Here is a 15,732-nt window from a genome sequence, read left to right as displayed (position 1 = left end):
CATAAGATTTTTTTTAATTGTAGGAAGTTTAATTTTTTAGTGTATAAGTAAGAGCTAAAAAAAGCATGAAAAAAGCACACTATTTTGGTGAAAATTTAGTGTGCTATAAAGCCTTATAAATCTATGCTATAGGCTTGAATAAAATTTATTATATAAAAGGTTGATTTTTGATAATCCTTTAGCTTTACCAGATTTATTTTTAATAAAAATATTTTTTTCTTTATAAATTCAAAAACTAATTTCTAAAATTATGAAAAATACGTAAGCCGGAAGTATAACGGGGAAGATTTTACTATACTCAGATTTATCCTGGTATTGCAAGATTAAATTGTATATTCCAATGTTTGCAAATGTACCATATGAGATCGAATTTCTGACAGCATCTTCACCTTGAAAAATGAAAACTGATAAGAGTTGTTTGTTAACATAAGGTAAAACATAATAGTGATATATTTTAAGTTTGCTTCAACCTTTTTGTTTGTATAAAGTAATAATATGACTTGGTAATGTATTGATGGATTCAGCAATTTGCTTTGCAAGTTTTCGAAAGGCCGAAACTATTAAAGCAATTGTTATTGCAGTTAATGAATCCATCAACGGATTTAGTACTAAAAATCAAAAGTAGGTAGGAACCACTTTTATAAAAGTTAAAAAGATCTTACTTGCTATTACTGAATAATTATGGTTAATTTTTTCAGCAAGTATATAAGCATACATAATGCCTAGTATATAGGCTAATACTATTGAGATGTAAGCTTGTTGAATAATAAGTAAATATTGACCCATTACTCCTCAATTAAAGGATGAGAAATCAAATTTAAAAATGTTTGAGAAGTATTGTTTCAATGTGATGCTATATATTTGAGAATTGGATAAGGAAATAAGGCCTCAAATTAAGACTGCAAAATAGCCTATAAGCATTAGACTTAAGACATATTTTTTCCAATTATAACTTCAACTCTTTATTTGCTTAATAGAAGCATTGACTTGAGCTTTTGAGACAAGTAAAACTTTGTTTAATAAATATAAGATCGCTTCAATAACAAGGATAAAAAGTGCAATAAAAAGTAATGTAATTCCAAAGCTGTCTTGATAGTGTTTTGGGTCCGAAAAGACAACTCCTAAACCATTAATTCCTACTAGGCCTAATATAGTTAATCAACGAATATTAGATTCATAAGATAAAAAGAAGTTAAGGAAAAACTTAATTTTGACCTGTTGATAGATGTTTTTATAAAAAGACTGTAATCTGTTTACGCCTAAGGATAAGTCACGAAAGTAATGCTTGGTTGAACAGCTTTCAATTAAATCTGAAATATAGCGATTCATTCATAACCAGGTAAATCAGAAATAAAGAACGAAAGAAGCTAATTCAGCACTAAAAGCATTTTTAAATAATAATATGAAAACAATAACCGGAAAGGCTCTTAGTAACATTAAAATAATTTTAACTAGAAAAGGGAAATATTTGTGTTTATGAATATTTGTAGCACTAAAATATCCAGTTATCATAGCAAGTAAAAATCCAAAAAATGTTCCAATAGTAACACTTTTTAAAGTAATTAAGAAGTAATTTCAATTAATTAATCAAATATTGCCTGAAAGTTCTTTATTATGACTTGCAAAGCCAAAAATTGATTTAAAGTTTTCTCAAGCACCAACTCAGTTGGGGTTATTAACTGTGTAGAAAAAATTTAAGTTATATAGAGAGTAAATAAAGAATACGATTAGAAACAAGAGCAAAATATATTTAGTAATTTTTCTTTGATAAAGTTTTTTAACAAATGAGGCTTTATTCATCAAAATATAAAGCAAGCATTTCTTTGTTATAGTCTTGTTTCTGGATAATATTAACTATCTTGCCACCTTTAACCGCAATCAAGCGATCACAATATTGCATCGCTAACTCAATATCATGAATAGCAGTGATAATAATTTTTTGATCTTTTATCTCGTTCAGATAGTTAAAAATTTTGTGGGAATTATTCATATCCAAATTACTTGTGACTTCATCACATAATAAGATTTCTGAGTGATTAAAAATTCCTGCAATAAAATTAAAGCGTTGTCTTTGCCCACTTGAAAGCATGCTTAATGGTGTAAGCGCATAATCCCGTAATTCAAATTTAGTAAATAATTCTCATAAATTGTTTAGCTGTGCTGCAGTTAAATGGTGCAGCAAAGCGTTTAAAGTATTGGTATAGTTATTAAAATTAAATAAGATATTTTTATAGGCATCATAATTTAATAAAGAAAGAGTGTCAGCATCGATAAAGGAAATTTGAGCTTTGTAATTTTTAAGCTCCTTACGTTTTAATTGGTTAACAATTTGATTTTGATAAATAATTTGACCTTTTAACACTATGCTTAAGTCAAAAATAGATTTTAAGATAGTGCTTTTCCCTTCACCACTACGTCCAATCAAACCTACTATTTCTCCTGGTTGAAAGCTAAAGTTCAAATTAGATAAAACTTCCTTATTTTCATAGCTAAGCGCTACATCTTTAAATTCAAGCATTATTCTCCTATAACATTATCAATTTTAGTTTTTAAGTTTTGTAAGGTATCATTGCTATATGCAACAAATCCTACATTTCTTCCATAAATTGGATCAGTTCCTGAAGCTAAATCATTTAAAGCTTCTGTCACTAATTTCATTTCATTTTCAGTAACCTTTTTAGATGAAATACCAGCATTGTATGGTAATGGATCTGTCACTGTTAAAAATGTAATTTTTTCATTTGGTCTAACTTGTGCATTTACTGCATAAGCATATTGTTTTTTAGCGCTAAAGTGAGTAAATGAGTATACACCTTCATTATCAAAGAAAATGTGAATATTTTTATTCTTTTCGTCACTAGCTTCTTTTAAAGTAGCTTTAACTAATTTTCCATTGTTTTCAGGTTTTGCTAATAAATCAGCAAATGAAATTAATTGTTTATTAGCTGCTGTATTAAATTGTTTTTTCATTAAAGCTTCAGGTAAGATGTATTTACTTCCTGAAGTAGGTTTTCCGAGTCCGATACCATATGAAATAAATTCAGTTAGGTTCTTATCTGCTCATGCTTTTTTGATTTTTGCAGTTAAATCATCATTTGCCACAATAGCAATTAGCCCTCTTTGATAGCTAACAATATTTTCATTTGCTACTGAAGAATAATCTTGATAAAACTTAGTATAAGCACTTCCGTTTCATCCATTTCCATTTGTTTGATCATTTCATCTTTCAGATCATGGAATGGCATCAAATTTTGCTTGCTCATTTTGAGCAATAGTTTCTAAATTAGCTGCTGTAGTGCTAAAGGCAGCATCTTTAATATCACCTACAAATTTAGGTGTTCAAGTTTGGATAATGTTAGGATTAAAGTTGTCTGTATAATTCTTTTCAGATACAAGACTTCCAGCAGAAACAAATCCTAAATCAGTTTCTCCTTTAGTAATGTTTTGAGCTACAGTTTGGTAAGAATCATCACTAACCATTTTAACTTTAACTGTAAATCCCGCTTTTTTGGTATTTAAATATTGATTCATTCTGTTTTCAATATTTGTTTTTAAACTTGCAATCCCTTCATTGTTACCACTTAGTTCTCATGGTGTGATTAAATCAAGTTTAAGTTCAACTTTTTCTTCTTTGTCATTGTTGCATGAAGCTGCAATGATTGGAAGGGCAGTTGTCATTAGTGCTCCAGCACCAACAAGTAATTTTTTAAATTTGTTCATAAAAAAATCCTTCCTTGGACAGGGAGGGATAGAAAAGAGAAGACTCGCTACGCTAGTATTAACTAGATCAGCTCTTAAGAGTATTTCTCAACCTGTTTTGCAACAAGTACCTCTGTCCTTGGAAGAATTATATAATAAAATTAAAATAATTTATCTTCAACTTCTGGGGAAATTATTTCGCTGACATTATGACCATCTTTACTATGAGCACTAAGCTTTATTTCTGTAGTAAACTGGTTATCATCTTTGTCATAAGGTTCAGGAATAAGTTTAACATCCAAATCACTTAAAATAAATTCATCATCTACAAAGACTGATTGAAATTCTTCATTAATTTTAGTATCAGAAAGTTTTTCATCACTAAAAAGACGTTCAGATTCACCAGTTTGATTATTTGTATTAATCATATTTCACTTTTGATATTCACTTAAAGTACAGTAAACAAAGTGTGAAGGGTGAGAATCTAATGTGTAAATCTCTTGTTTAATAAATAATTGCACATAATTACGATTTAATTGTTGGTTAAGTGAAGCAATCTTATGATTAATCAATAAATTAACATCTGGATTTACTGGGTGAGCAAATAGTTCTTTTACTTTTGCTCCTTCAAGTAATTGAATATCGTTAAAAAAGTATACATAATCCATTGTTTCTTTAATAAATTTTAAATTTGAAGTAATAAAGACTGTTGAAATATTATTCGCTTCTACAATTTTAAATAGTACCCGTAAGAATTCACTTCTTGCTTCCTCGGCAATATTTTGCATATTATCTTGCACAATTAAAACTTCAATTTTAGTTAAACCAAATTTTGTTAGTTTAATTTTGGCTTTATCAATAACATCTAAATCCTTAAATGGTTTAATGTAGTTCGGAATAGAAACTGAAGCAGTTTCAAATGATTCGATAAAACGAATCATAGCAGCTGAATCTTTAAGAAATTTTTTTCCTGCTTTTTGCTTATTAGAAGAGTAATTAATTAAATCCATTAATAAATCAAAAATTCAATTCTTAGTTAAAAACTTATTGAATTCATTTAATAATTTAATCACACCTTCATAATGTAGCAATGGGACTTTAGTTAGCAGCGAGTTGATAATTGAACAAACTATTTTCTCAGTTTTTCTAACATTTAGTTTAATCCGATTAAGTTTAAATTCTTTAGATTTAAGAAGCGAGTTGAATAATTTTTCTTCAGAATATTTAGATCAATCTAGCTCAGCTTGGGCATATTTAATCTTTTCTTCAAGTTCATGTACTGAAACAATATTTTTATAGTTTGAAAGGTGATTAAAACGACGATTTTTAATTTCACTAATCGCACTTTGTTTTGCTGCTATATTTTCGTTTAATTGATCACACATGTTCTTTGACATAGTGATATAAGGCTTAATATTAAATGAAAATTCTTGATTAATAAATTCTTTGATTTTTGAAACAGTAGCATTTTTATATTTATCTTTTGTTTCAGTAAAGTTATTGGTAATAAAGATGCTGATTTCTGAATCAATCATTAGTTTTAAATCTTCTAATTGTTGCTCATTTAAGTATTGCAATTTTTTGAAATTTTTGGATCAAATATGAGATTCTTTTTTCTTAATTAAAATATCTTTAAGCAAGTCAAAATATTCATCATTAATGATATCAAGTAGCTTTTTCTTTTGTTCCAGTAACTTAATTTCCTTACGAATAAGGTTAATTTGGTAATACATTGTTTTTCTTGAATACTTAATAATTGAATTTTTTAAGTCTTTATAGTAGGCAATTTCGCTATTTAAATCGCGTATTTTTAAGTCATTTTCTACTTTTAGCAAGGAAACATTGTTAATTTTGTTCATGTAAGAGAGCTTAGTTTTACTTTGCTCTATAAGATTTTTTTGCTCATTAATATTACTGGTTTGAATTCCTTCTTCTAGTCTTCGATATTCATTTTTTAAACCTTTGAAAATTTCAAAATATTCTTTAATAGTATTTACTATGTAAGAATTTATGATAAAGGTTAAGTTTTCTAAATGACTAGCTAAAGTATTTTGATCTTTTTGATTTATGGTTGCTAAAATACTTTGCTCTAGGCCTTGTAGGGTTTTGATAAATTCATTATTAGTATCCATTAAATTTGAAGAATGATTTTTCAAAATATTGAAAATTAAATTCTTCATTGTATAGTCTAAATTTGAATAAATACTACTTAAGTTATCTAGATTAATTACGCTTTTAATTGAATTTTGGCAATCATCTCAAAGCTCATAAAGTGGTGTTTTTAAGTCATCTTGATCAACAATTTCATCAATATTAAAGTAAGAAAGCTTAGCTAAAATATCTTTCTTTCGAGTAGTAAAGTTTAAATGCTTATTAAAATCATAGTATTCTTTAGTCTTAGGATTGTAATAAGTCATAACTGCCTTATTATCTTTTAAAATAAACTTACTTAAGCTATGAAAAGTGATGTTTTCATTATCATTCGGAATGTAGAGAGCTGTTTTATTATTTTGATAAATAGATAAAAAAGGGATAGAAATATGAGAGGTAGGTCAAAAACCACCTCTAGTTTTACTATACCCTTTAGGAATAAATATATTTTCTATTGTTAATATTTTTTTATTTTTTGCCATACACCCTTCTTAATAAGCTAAATGCTCATTTTTATTAATTAATTTAGATACAACTTGGTAAGCATAATAAATAACAAAGACATTAAATCAAATTTTAATTGGGCTTGTTAAAATGTGTTGTGTAATTCACACAAAGATATCTTCAGGTTGACTGTTACCTAATGAATATAAGTCTGCAAATGATAAAATAGGAATATTAACTAATTCTAAGAATGCACAAAAGACAATAATTGGCACAAAAACTAAATATTTATCGGTGCGCATTGCAAAGCGACCAACAATAATAAAGATTACTAATAAAGTCATTCCTGAAGTCATTAGTGCAAGTAATAATCATCTATTTTTAATAAATCCATTTGCAATAATTTGATCACTGACAAAAAATCCAATATATCAAGCAATAATTGAAATAGCTAAAATCAAGAATAAAGCTCCTGAAATACAATAAATATTTTTTAAAGCTATATTTGAGGAGTCTTGGCTAATAAATTGTCTTTTATTATTTAATTTAACAATTTTATTAGCAATCTCTATTGCTTTTTTCTTATTACCAGCAGCTGATTCAAATTTATATTTATAGGCTAATAAGTTAATTTTAATTGACAAACGATTTAAACGATAATCTTTCGAAAAGGCAAAACGTAAAAACCCCATGTAATAAAGTCCAAAAATCCCCGAAATTAAGCCATTAACAGCTGTTGCAGCTGTATAAATTGGATTATAACCAGCAGGTGGAACAAAAAGGAGTGAGATTAAATCTGCAACAATCCCCACAAAAACACCGATCACAGGACCAAAAATAAAGCCAGAAATTTTAACTGGTAATCCTATAAATGAAAATTTATAAGATGGAATATTAACAATTGGAATAATTTGAGCAGAAACAACTGTAAAAGCCACTGAAATAGCAATTAAAATAGCAACAAAAACCATCTTACGAATGGTTCATTTAGGAAACAGACCTAAATCGGAAAGTTTAATCTTAATTTTGTTTACTGAATTAATTGCTGATTTTTTCATATTTAAATTTTATATTATTACTCTATAAACATAACAAAAATTATTAAAACTTCTCAAGCTTTTTAAATTTCAATAATCTGATTTTTTATCCATGATTTTAGGCATAAAAAATAAAAAAGTGAGAAAGCTCACTTAATTATTTGTTTTTAGGTTTTTGTTGAGAAATAGCACGTTTAAGTTCAAAGTCTGAACGATATAAGTAATCATCAATTGCTTCTGCTAATCCATCTTGCTCTACAGCACTGGTGTAGAATTTAGCTGCAGCTTTTGTTGCTTCATCTGCATTATCCATTGCATATGAATATCCAGCAGCTTTAAACATTGGAATATCATTAGCACTATCACCAATTGCCATGACATCTGCTAAGTCAGCATGGAAGACATTATCACAAAGTCATTTCATACCTCAAGCTTTTGAAATTCCACTATTTGTGATTTCAATATATTTGTTAGAAACATTGATAATATCAAGTTCTACACCAGTAGCTAAACAAGCTTCATAGAAAGCAGAAATAGCTTCTTGAGTTCCATATGCTTCAATTTTGTGAAGATCTTGGTTAATTCTTCCGTCAGTAATTCAATCTGTATATTCATTAAATGTAGTTAAGAATTCTCTTGTTACATCATTACTATTATACATATAGTATTGATCTGTACCCATGTAATATAAGGTTACTCCATGTTTAATTGCTAAAGGCCAAATAACTTCAGCTTTCTTTGTATCTATATATTCTACATGTAAAGCTTTCTTCTCTAAATTGTCATAAATCATTGCTCCATTAGAACAACATAAATAACGTGCATTTAATGTATCCGCTAGACGTTGAATTTTAGCTAAAGGTGGATTTCCAGTGTTAATAACAAATGGAATGTTTTTTTCTGCTAATTCTCTAACTTTTGTTTTATTTACTTCTGATAATTGTTTGTGTGGAAATGGATAAATTGTTCCATCCACATCACTAAAAATTGCTCATGTTTTATTCATGTGTATATTATAGACCATTAGCTTAGAAAAACAATTTTTTAATCTTATTTTTAGCCAGATTTAATTATTTTATAAGGTTAGAGTAGATAAAATGTTTGAGAAAAAATAGAATGATATACAATTTTTATATGGAACAAATCATTAAAAATTTAACCAAAAAATTACAGAAAGATAAACGCAGATTAAAGCGTTATAAATTATTAGATGATATCTTTTCAATTATGATTGCTTTTTTAAATATTGCAGCTATTGTTTTAGCTTCTCTAGCCTTATCAATCTTATCTAAAGAGACTCCAAATAAGGAATCAGAAGCAGATTATAAATCATATGTCAATGTAGTTATTTTAGCTTGCTTTATTATAGTTTCCTTCTTTTTAAACTTATTTATCGCAATTTATAGATATAACACTCATAGTGATCTTTATAAAAAGATTTATACAACCATTTCATATTTACAAGTTAAATATAATGCTAATGAAATCTCAACAGAAACTATGGAAAATATTATAGATGCGTTATGAAAACAAGCTTCTACTCGGAAGAAAATTATTATTGCTGAAGTTTTAAAAACAGAATTAACAAATGGAGGTAAATAATGCGAAATAAAAATAGTTTAACTAGTTATCAAGCTTATTTACAGCTAGTAAAAAGAGTAAAACTTAAAGTAAGAATTTATGGCTTTATGTATTACTTATTAAACTCTTTAATTATTATTTTTACTTTATTAAATGGATTAATTGCTGTTTTATATTTAGCTGGAGCAAGTAAAAACTTCCCAACTACAGAAGCTTCCTACCCAGCTAATAACCCATATTTTACAGAGTTACTTAATGGAAATTCTAACTCCAACTATGTTATTATGACTACTATTATAAATGCTGCTATTACTTTCTTATCTGGACTATTATCATTCTTTGTTATTAATAAGAAATATACTTTTTATTTAAGTAAATATAAGTTATTGCAATTTGAAACAATTATTTTTAAACAAAAACTTTTTGTGTATAAAGATTTAGAAAAAACTAAAGCTGAATTCTTCTTTTATAAACGTTGCTTAGCTATTATGGAAGTTGATCGCTTTAAATCTAGTGATTTAGCAGGAGGATATTTACATGGATAAACATCTAATTGATATTGATAAAGTTGACTTAAAAGCGAAGAAAGATGATTTGCTCAAAAAAGAAAGTGCAATTTTAAGAGGTGTTAATAATCATAAAAATAACACTAGCCTGCATACTAAAGTGCACAAATTAAAACGCAAATCATTTGCTAAATATATCTTTTCTAAAAGTTTCTTCGTCTTTTTAAATGTCTTGGCAATTTTTATCGCTGCTGGTATAGTGATCTTAAACTTATACTCAATTAGATTTAATATGTATCCTGATACAACCATGATATATTTTGTGCTAATTGCTGTGCTTTCAGTTGTAACCACTCTAGTAGTTAGCATCCAAAGCTTTTTTGGAATTAGTGATAAGAAAACTGTGTTAAAAGAAACAATTGCAAATTTAGATGAAGTGATTAATACTCTTGCAAAGAAAGATGATATTAGCACTGAAGATTATGATAAGATCAGCAAATTACTTGATTAAAAACTCACCTTATGTGAGTTTTTTATATAAAAAACTAGGCATGCGCCTAGTTTAAATAGAAGTAATTATTTTTCTATTTTAATTTTAACACTTGGTCCCATTGAAGCTGAAACTGTTAAGTTTAAGATGTAAGCACCTTTAACTGCAGCAGGTTTTAACTTTTTAATTAATGAAATAAGTGTTTGAGCATTATCTACTAAAGCTTCTGTAGACATGCTTGCTTTACCGATAAGAGAGTGTACAATACCAGCTTTATCTGTACGGTAGTTTGCTTTACCTTTTTTAAGTTCTTCAACAGCTTTTTCAGGAGTTGGAGTAACTGTACCTGTTTTAGGGTTTGGCATTAGACCTTTAGGCCCAAGTTTTTTCCCGTATTTTCCAAGTAAAGGCATCATTGCTGGGTCAGCAACCATAACATCAAAGTCAAAGTTATCTTCTTTAATTTTTTGTTCTAAAGCTTGAGCATCAACAACAATGTCTGCTCCAGCTTCAGCAGCTAATTTTTGTTTTTCAACATTGTTTGTAGCTACTAATACACGAACTGATTTACCTGTTCCGTGAGGAAGTAAAACAGCACCACGTAATTGTTGATCAGCTTTTCTAACATCAAGGTTTAAGTTGAATGCAAGGTCGATTGAAGCGTCAAATTTAGCGTATGAAGTTTTTTTAGCAAGCTCAATAGCTTGTGCTAATTCATAAGCAACTGTTCTATCAAATGATTCACGAGCAACTTTTAAATTTTTAGAAACTCTTTTAGCCATAATTATTCTTCTCCTTCGTTTGCTTTTTCATCTGTAATTACATTAACTTCAATAGCTTGACCTTTTGTATTAACAAGGTCTTCTAAATCGTTGTTTAATGCTTCTTCTTTAGCAGCTGCTAATTTTGCAGCTTTTGCAGCAGCCTTAGCTTCTGCTTTAGCTTTGAAGATGTCATCGTATCCTTCAACTAAAACACCCATTTGTCTTGCTGTTCCGGCTACTGTAGCCATAGCTGAGTAAACATCATCTGTGTTTAAATCTGGCATTTTGTATTCAGCGATTTCTCTAAGTTGATCTTTTGTAATTGTTGCTACGATTGTTGTTTTAGCATTTGCTGCACCTGATTGAATCTTAGCAGCTTGTTTGATTTTGAATGATGCTGGAGCTGTGAATAATTTGAATTCAAATGATTTATCTTTGTACACTGTAATTTGAACTGGCACTGGTTCACCAGCTCTATCTCTTGTAGCATCGTTAAATGCTTTTGTAAATTCAGGCATGTTTACACCTACACCAGCTAAAGCTGGTCCAGGTTTAGCTTGACCTGCAGGGAATTGCAATTTAGCAATACGTTGTATTTCTTTTTTTGCCATTATGTATCCTTTCGATATTGTGGTCTAGCGATATGTTTTTGATATCTCCCACTAGTAGAGGCAATATAAATATTGCTTATTTATTATATTAAAAAACTCTCTTTTTCCTAATTTTATATTGAATTTAATCTGTCTAAAAATAAGGGATAAACATAAAAAAATATAATTAGAAAGATTCAAAATCTTATTTTTATCTTTTTTTATTACAAAAAAACCTCACTAAGCTAAATTAGTAAGGTGTAAGAAAATTACAATCAATATTATTTAGAATTTAATTCTTCTTCAAAATTATTTACTTTTTCTAGAAGGTGTCTTATTTTACTAATATTTTCTAATTCTTTATTTGCCTCAACAAGATCTTGCTCTTTATCACCTTGATAAATAGAGACAACTGAATCAATAGCCTTCTTAGTAACAATTGCTTTTCTTTCTCTGATTTTGATATTTTTAACTTCATAACCACGATTAACAACACCTGGTTTGAAATAAGCTCTCTCCATGTTTTGTGATAAATTACGGAGGTTTAAGCGATTAGTACCAGTACGAGCCTCAAATTTCATTTGAGTATGATTACATTTTCTGATCTGATTTATTGTATTGAATTTTAGGCTTTTTCAAAAATACTTATGAGCACCGGTTAATCCATCAGTTTTAATAATTTCAATTATTGCATTATTAAATCTCTTAACTTTACCTTCTATTAATTTAGAAAAGTTAAATAAAAGTATTCCATGAACTTCTTCTGGAGTTTCAACTGTATTGCTTAATAAATATTTAATATTTCATGCTAATCTTCATAAATTCTTATAATTCGTCGAAGCAAACTTGTTTAAAATAAACGCAGTAGATCTGTCTTTTATATTAATTGTTTTCTTTGCAGAATCATCATAATGATTTTTTTGATTGTAAATAAGTGAATGAACAAATATTTCTACATCTCTATTTGATAAAAGATAACAAAGATGCTTTTTTAATTTGTCCTTAGAAATGTCCTTTAAGAGTGGGTCGTCCATTTTATTCCTTTTTTATAAGGATGTAACATCTGTCTTGCTACATAATAATTATTACACATTTTTTAAATTTTTTTTATTTTTTTCTAACAAATGTGAAAGTACTTATTTTGTTCCACATTTTGACTTTTATTCCTATTTTTTAGGGATAAAAGTATTCCAGTTATCATATTAATAAGTAGCAAAATAACTAAAAATTTTATTTTTTTATTTTTGTTATTAACTAAATGACGAAAATTTAAAAAAATTATAAATTTTCAATTTTAAATAATTATTGTTTTGATCCTTTTTTATCTATTATTTTTAGAAAACATACATTGTTTTCTAATAAAATTATACACCATAATAAAAAAATAAATAAAAAAACGCCTTTAGCGTTATTTACATATTCTTTGAAAACTGAATAGTAATTAAATAATTCATTAAAATGTCTGAATACATTAACTTTTAAACCTATCAATTTATTAGTAATGGTCAGCTAAATGTATTACTACACTTACACTTCCATCCTATCAACCTCGTAGTCTACAAGGAATTTCAAGGGAATACTTATCTCTGAGGAGGCTTCCCACTTAGATGCTTTCAGCGGTTATCCCTTCCGTACTTAGCTACCCAGCTATGCTCCTGGCGGAACAACTGGAACACCAGCGGTACGTCCACTCCGGTCCTCTCGTACTAAGAGCAGCTCTCATCAATATTCCAACGCCCACATCAGATAGGGACCGAACTGTCTCACGACGTTCTGAACCCAGCTCGCGTACCGCTTTAATTGGCGAACAGCCAAACCCTTGGAACCGACTCCAGCTCCAGGATGCGATGAGCCGACATCGAGGTGCCAAACCTTGCCGTCGATGCGATCTCTTGGGCAAGATAAGCCTGTTATCCCCAGGGTAACTTTTATCCGTTGAGCGACTGCCGTTCCATGACGTACAGCCGGATCACTAAGTCCTGCTTTCGCACCTGCTCGACTTGTAGGTCTCGCAGTCAAGCACACTTCTACCTTTGCGCTCTGCATACGGTTTCTGACCGTATTGAGTGTACCTTTGAACGCCTCCGTTACCTTTTAGGAGGCGACCGCCCCAGTCAAACTACCCACCACGCACTGTCTCCCCACCGGATTACGGTGGCAGGTTAGAAACTCAACATACCAAGGGTGGTATTTCAAGGTCGACTAATCTAGAACTGGCGTCCTAGCCTCATTGTCTCCCACCTATCCTACACATGTTAGGCCAAGTTTCAATACGAAGTTGTAGTAAAGCTCCATGGGGTCTTTTCGTCTTGATGCGGGTACCCAGCGTTTTCACTGGGACCATAATTTCACCGAGTCCAATGTTGAGACAGTTGAGAGATCATTGCGCCTTTCGTGCAGGTCAGTATTTAGCCGACAAGGAATTTCGCTACCTTAGGACCGTTATAGTTACGGCCGCCGTTCACCCGGGCTTCACTTCAATGCTTCGCGTAAGCTAACAAATCCGCTTAACCTTCGGGCACTGGGCAGGCTTCACCCCCTATACTTCATCTTACGATTTAGCAGAGAGCTGTGTTTTTGATAAACAGTTGCCCCTCACAATTTACTGTGGCCAACCGAAGTTGGCACCCTTCTCGCGAACTTACGGGGTTAATTTGCAGAGTTCCTTAACATTGGTTTTCTCGCTCGCCTTAGAATACTCATCTTGGGAACGTGTGTCCGTTCTCGGTACAGGCACCTTTTGTTTTATAACGCTTAGAAGCTTTTCTTGGAAGTATGAAATCACACAATTTGCCACAAGTGGCTCTACATAATGACTCCCGGTTGTAGAATACGCATTTAACTATATTCACCAGTTATCACTTATCCCTAAATCCGATAATAGGTAGTGCTATCCTTCTTCGTCACTCCATCACTTACGCAGGTGGTACAGGAATATTAACCTGTTGTCCATCGGATACGCTTTTCAGCCTCTCCTTAGGTCCTGACTAACCCTGGGTGGACGAACCTTCCCCAGGAAACCTTTCCCAATAGGCGTTGAGGATTCTCACCTCAAATCGTTACTCATACCGGCATTCTCACTTCTTAACGCTCCACCAGTCCTCACGGTCTGACTTCGCCGCATTAAGAACGCTCCTCTAACGTACTAAATGTACCCGTGGCTTCGGTATCGTGTTTTACTCCCGTTACATTATTGGCGCAAGATCTCTTGACTAGTGAGCTATTACGCACTCTTTAAAGGATGGCTGCTTCTAAGCCAACCTCCTAGTTGTTTATGAAATCTCACAACCTTTCTGACTTAACACGATTTTGGGACCTTAGCCGACGATCTGGGTTGTTGCCCTCGCGAGCCGGGACGTTAGCACCCCGGTTCCGACTGCATGATAATACACAATGATATTCGGAGTTTGATTATAGTCAGTACCACTAGACGTGGCCATTCCATATTCAGTGCTCTACCATCAAAGTTTAACATCACACGCTAGCCCTAAAGCTATTTCGAGGAGAACCAGCTATCTCCAAGTTCGATTGGAATTTCTCCGCTATTCACAAGTCATCCGGGCACTTTTCAGCGTACTACGGTTCGGCCCTCCACTTGGGATTAACCAAGCTTCAGCCTGCTCATGAATAGATCACATGGTTTCGGGTATATGTCAACATACTAGTCGCCCTATTAAGACTCGATTTCTCTGCGGCTCCGCTTTTTCTGCTTAACCTCGCATGTTAACATAACTCGCCGGTCCATACTGCAAGATGTACGCCATCACCCATTAACGGGCTCTGACTAATTGTAAGTAAGTGGTTTCAGATTCTATTTCACTCCCCTCCCGGGGTTCTTTTCACCTTTCCCTCACGGTACTAGTTCACTATCGGTGTCTGATTAGTATTTAGCCTTACCGGATGGTCCCGGCAGATTCAGACAGGGTTTCACGTGCCCCGCCCTACTCAGGATACTATCAAAAGTCCTTGCCATTTCACATACGGGAGTATCACCCTCTGTGCTTAGTTTTCCCAAACTATTCTGCTATAACAAAGATTTGTAACTTTATGTAGATAGTCCTACAACCCCAGTTTAAAAAACTGGTTTGGGCTCTTTCACGTTCGCTCGCCGCTACTGATGAAATCATTTTTATTTTCTCTTCCTGTTGCTACTAAGATGTTTCAGTTCACAACGTGTCTCGCAAATGGAACTATTTTATTCATTCCATAGCAACTAGACATTACTCTAGTTAGGTTTCCCCATTCGGAAATCCCCGTTTCGTTGCTTATATCCAGCTCCACGAGGCTTATCGCAGGTAATCACGTCCTTCATCGACTTTCAGACCCAAGGCATCCACCACAAACTCTTACTTATTTAAAAGTTGTAACAATATTTTCTTATTGTTGTTGATGTATTCAAAGACATTTTAACGAATTATTATTTCTAATAATTTCTCGGTATCACAAAACAAATTGACTAATTAATTTATT

General features: G+C 31.2%; 12 protein-coding genes, 1 rRNA gene and 1 riboswitch. Of the genes, 3 read left to right on the top strand and 10 right to left on the bottom strand.

What is annotated here, in order from left to right; translation table 4 throughout:
- Positions 1-126: 126 nt before the first annotated feature.
- The 6 genes from ACM0L0_RS01005 to ACM0L0_RS00980 all read right to left on the bottom strand — a co-directional run bounded on the left by ACM0L0_RS01005 (position 127) and on the right by ACM0L0_RS00980 (position 8,337).
- A complete protein-coding gene (locus tag ACM0L0_RS01005) occupies positions 127-1,800 on the bottom strand; it encodes an ABC transporter permease subunit (protein ID WP_416738705.1) in 1,674 nt (557 codons plus the stop codon).
- Positions 1,793-2,518: an ATP-binding cassette domain-containing protein gene (locus ACM0L0_RS01000; protein ID WP_416738704.1), complete on the bottom strand. Its 726-nt coding sequence runs from the start codon at positions 2,516-2,518 to the stop codon at positions 1,793-1,795. The genes ACM0L0_RS01005 and ACM0L0_RS01000 overlap by 8 nt, the downstream gene beginning before the upstream one ends.
- Complete coding sequence (gene cypl / locus ACM0L0_RS00995) at positions 2,518-3,720, bottom strand: ABC transporter thiamine pyrophosphate-binding lipoprotein p37/Cypl (RefSeq protein WP_416738703.1); 1,203 nt, start codon at positions 3,718-3,720, stop codon at positions 2,518-2,520. Before cypl ends, ACM0L0_RS01000 begins: the two co-directional genes overlap by 1 nt.
- 27 nt (positions 3,721-3,747) lie before the next feature.
- A riboswitch (TPP riboswitch) is annotated at positions 3,748-3,844 on the bottom strand.
- Positions 3,845-3,860: 16 nt separating this feature from the next.
- On the bottom strand, positions 3,861-6,332 hold the full coding sequence (locus ACM0L0_RS00990; protein ID WP_416738702.1) for an MAG1360 family OppF-related protein: 2,472 nt from the start codon (positions 6,330-6,332) through the stop codon (positions 3,861-3,863).
- A gap of 9 nt (positions 6,333-6,341) precedes the next feature.
- The gene (locus ACM0L0_RS00985) at positions 6,342-7,352 is read right to left on the bottom strand and encodes an ECF transporter S component (RefSeq protein ID WP_416738701.1); all 1,011 of its coding nucleotides are present in this window, start codon (positions 7,350-7,352) and stop codon (positions 6,342-6,344) included.
- 136 nt (positions 7,353-7,488) lie between these two features.
- The gene (locus tag ACM0L0_RS00980) at positions 7,489-8,337 is read right to left on the bottom strand and encodes an HAD family hydrolase (RefSeq protein WP_416738700.1); all 849 of its coding nucleotides are present in this window, start codon (positions 8,335-8,337) and stop codon (positions 7,489-7,491) included.
- Between the two features lie 128 nt (positions 8,338-8,465).
- Here ACM0L0_RS00980 and ACM0L0_RS00975 point away from each other — a divergent pair, with 128 nt between their 5' ends.
- From ACM0L0_RS00975 to ACM0L0_RS00965, 3 genes are read left to right on the top strand one after another with little or no spacing between them, the layout of a single operon-like run.
- Positions 8,466-8,933 (top strand): hypothetical protein, encoded by a 468-nt coding sequence (locus tag ACM0L0_RS00975; protein ID WP_416738699.1) that lies wholly within the window; start codon positions 8,466-8,468, stop codon positions 8,931-8,933.
- Positions 8,933-9,457 carry a hypothetical protein gene (locus tag ACM0L0_RS00970; protein ID WP_416738698.1) on the top strand — a complete coding sequence of 175 codons (525 nt, stop codon included), beginning with the start codon at positions 8,933-8,935 and terminating at the stop codon, positions 9,455-9,457. Before ACM0L0_RS00975 ends, ACM0L0_RS00970 begins: the two co-directional genes overlap by 1 nt.
- Positions 9,450-9,929 carry a hypothetical protein gene (locus tag ACM0L0_RS00965; RefSeq protein WP_416738697.1) on the top strand — a complete coding sequence of 160 codons (480 nt, stop codon included), beginning with the start codon at positions 9,450-9,452 and terminating at the stop codon, positions 9,927-9,929. The genes ACM0L0_RS00970 and ACM0L0_RS00965 overlap by 8 nt, the downstream gene beginning before the upstream one ends.
- Positions 9,930-9,994: 65 nt before the next feature.
- On the opposite strand, the gene rplA is transcribed toward ACM0L0_RS00965, so the two are convergent.
- The 4 genes from rplA to ACM0L0_RS00945 form a co-directional block, all read right to left on the bottom strand.
- A complete protein-coding gene (gene rplA / locus ACM0L0_RS00960) occupies positions 9,995-10,690 on the bottom strand; it encodes a 50S ribosomal protein L1 (protein WP_416738696.1) in 696 nt (231 codons plus the stop codon).
- Positions 10,691-10,692: 2 nt separating this feature from the next.
- Entirely contained in the window at positions 10,693-11,283 is a 591-nt protein-coding gene (gene rplK / locus ACM0L0_RS00955; RefSeq protein WP_416738695.1) for a 50S ribosomal protein L11, read from the bottom strand.
- Between the two features lie 260 nt (positions 11,284-11,543).
- Entirely contained in the window at positions 11,544-12,296 is a 753-nt protein-coding gene (locus tag ACM0L0_RS00950) for a hypothetical protein (RefSeq protein ID WP_416738694.1), read from the bottom strand.
- Positions 12,297-12,736: 440 nt separating this feature from the next.
- A 23S ribosomal RNA gene (locus ACM0L0_RS00945) occupies positions 12,737-15,622 on the bottom strand.
- Between the last annotated feature and the right edge of the window lie 110 nt (positions 15,623-15,732).

Source organism: Mycoplasma razini, assembly GCF_048076865.1.
Classification (GTDB): domain Bacteria; phylum Bacillota_I; class Bacilli_A; order Mycoplasmatales; family Metamycoplasmataceae; genus Mycoplasmopsis.
The sequence above is the reverse complement of the archived record's forward strand: the minus strand, read 5'-3'. Positions and strand labels throughout refer to the sequence as shown.